Source organism: Arhodomonas sp. KWT (assembly GCF_010993615.1).
Window position 1 is genome coordinate 16,756 of sequence record NZ_WNXE01000044.1, and the last position, 2,059, is coordinate 18,814.

General features: G+C 66.6%; 1 protein-coding gene. It reads left to right on the forward strand.

Features of this window, described 5'->3' with window-relative positions; all coding sequences use genetic code 11:
• Positions 1–15: 15 nt before the first annotated feature.
• On the forward strand, positions 16–2,059 hold a 2,044-nt coding region (locus tag G7A99_RS09245; RefSeq protein WP_205599782.1), incomplete at its 3' end, for a TonB-dependent siderophore receptor.

Below are 2,059 nucleotides of genomic sequence, written 5' to 3' on the forward strand. Positions count from 1 at the left end.
CGGGGAAGAGTAACCGTGAGCGCACGCAAAGCAGTGAAGCCGATCACCCTGGCGACGGCGGGCGGGCTGGTCGCCGTTGTCTGTCTCGTGCCCGTGACCCGGGCCCAGTCCGGCGATACGGGCGTCGACGCGGACAGCACGCGGCTGGAGACGCTGACCGTCGAGGGTAACCGCCTCTACCAGGTGCCGTCCTCCGAGGAGACCGGCGGCTATGCGGTGGACGCCGCGACCGTGGGTACCAAGACGCCGGCGGCGCTGCGTGATATCCCGCAGTCCGTGAGCGTGGTCACCCGCGAGGCGATGGACGACCAGAACCTGGACACCCTCGATCAGCTCGGCCGTCGCACGCCGGGCATGCGGGTGCTGAACAACGACGACGGGCGTTCGTCCATCTACGCCCGGGGCTACGAGTACAGCGAGTTCAATATCGACGGCCTGCCGGCGCCCATGCAGAGCATAAACGGCACGGTGCCGTCGCTCTCGGCGATCGACCGCGTCGAGGTCATGCGCGGGCCCTCGGGGCTGTTCAACAGCACCAGCGAGATGGGTGGGATCGTCAACCTGGTGCGCAAGCGCCCGACCCGGGGTTTCCAGGGCCACGTCGATGCCCGCTACGGCAGCATCGAGCAGCGATATCTCGGGGCGGACGTCAGTGGTCCGCTGGACGCCGACGGCGACGTGCGCGGCCGCATCGTCGCCGATCACAACGAGCATGCGGCCTTCGCGGATTACAACGACAACGTCCAGAACGATGTCTATGCCGCCCTGGACGTGGACCTGAGCACGGACACGACGCTGTCGCTGGGCTACCTGCACAACGACAAGGACATTACCGTCAACAACGGCCTGCCCACGGACGCCGACGGCAACCTGGTGCACCTGTCGGAGGACGCCTTCTTCGGCGCCGAGTGGAACGACTTCGACAGCCGCAGCGACGACTGGATCGCGGAGCTCACCCACGACTTCGTCAACGGCGGCTACGGCCGTGTCGCAGCCCGCTATTCCGACCGCCACGCGGACTACAATTACGCCTTCGGCGGCAGTGCACTGGACGCGAACGACACCGTCGCGGTCGCCGGCCTCGGCAGCGTCGTCGATCAGCAGTCCCTGTCCCTGGACGCCAGCTACAGCCAGCCCTTCGAGGCGTTCGGCAGTGTCAGCGAGTTCGTCGTCGGCGCCGACTACAAGCGCTATGACACCGAGACCGAGTCCGGGCGTACGCGCAGCCTCACCGCCGGTCGCGTTACCGAGAGCGGGATCCACGACATCGCCTACGTGGATATCCTCGGGGCGGCGCGCAGTGGCACAGGCGGGTATCGCTACAGTGACGAACGCACCGTGCTGCGCGAGACGGGGCTCTACTCCAAGCTCACCCTGCGGCCGATCCCGTCGCTGGCGCTGATCGGCGGTGCCCGCGTCAGCCGTTACAGCGTGGACTACGATAACCGTGCGGGCGGTACCCACGCCGACCGGGAAGGCAATGCGGAGGTGACGCCCTACGCCGGGGTGGTCTACGACCTGAACTACGCTCACTCCGTCTACGCGAGCTATTCCCAGGTCTTCAAGCCGCAGACCGACGTCGGTGCCGACGGTGATCTGCTCGAGCCCAGGGAGGGCGATCAGTACGAGGTCGGTATCAAGGGCAGCTATATGGGCGGGGCGCTCAACGCCCGTGTCAGTGCCTTTCGCCTCTACGACGAAAACCGCGCAGCGGCGTCCTCGGATCCCGGTGCGAACTACTCGGTGCCGGTGGGCGAGATGCGTATCCAGGGCGGGGAGTTCGAGGTCACCGGCAACCTCACCGAGCAGTGGCAGGTGATCGCCGGCTATACCTACCTGGACACCGAGGTGAAGGAGGCGTCCACCTCGCGGAACGACGGCATATTCCTGCTAATGCCGCACAACATGTTCAACCTCTGGACCCAGTACGAGTTCTCCGGCGGTGCCCTCGACGGCCTGCACGTCGGTGGCGGCGTCACGGCGGTAAGCGATTTCAGCTCCAGCCAGGACGTGGAGGCACCGGGCTACGCGGTGGTCGACGCCATGGTCGGCTACGATT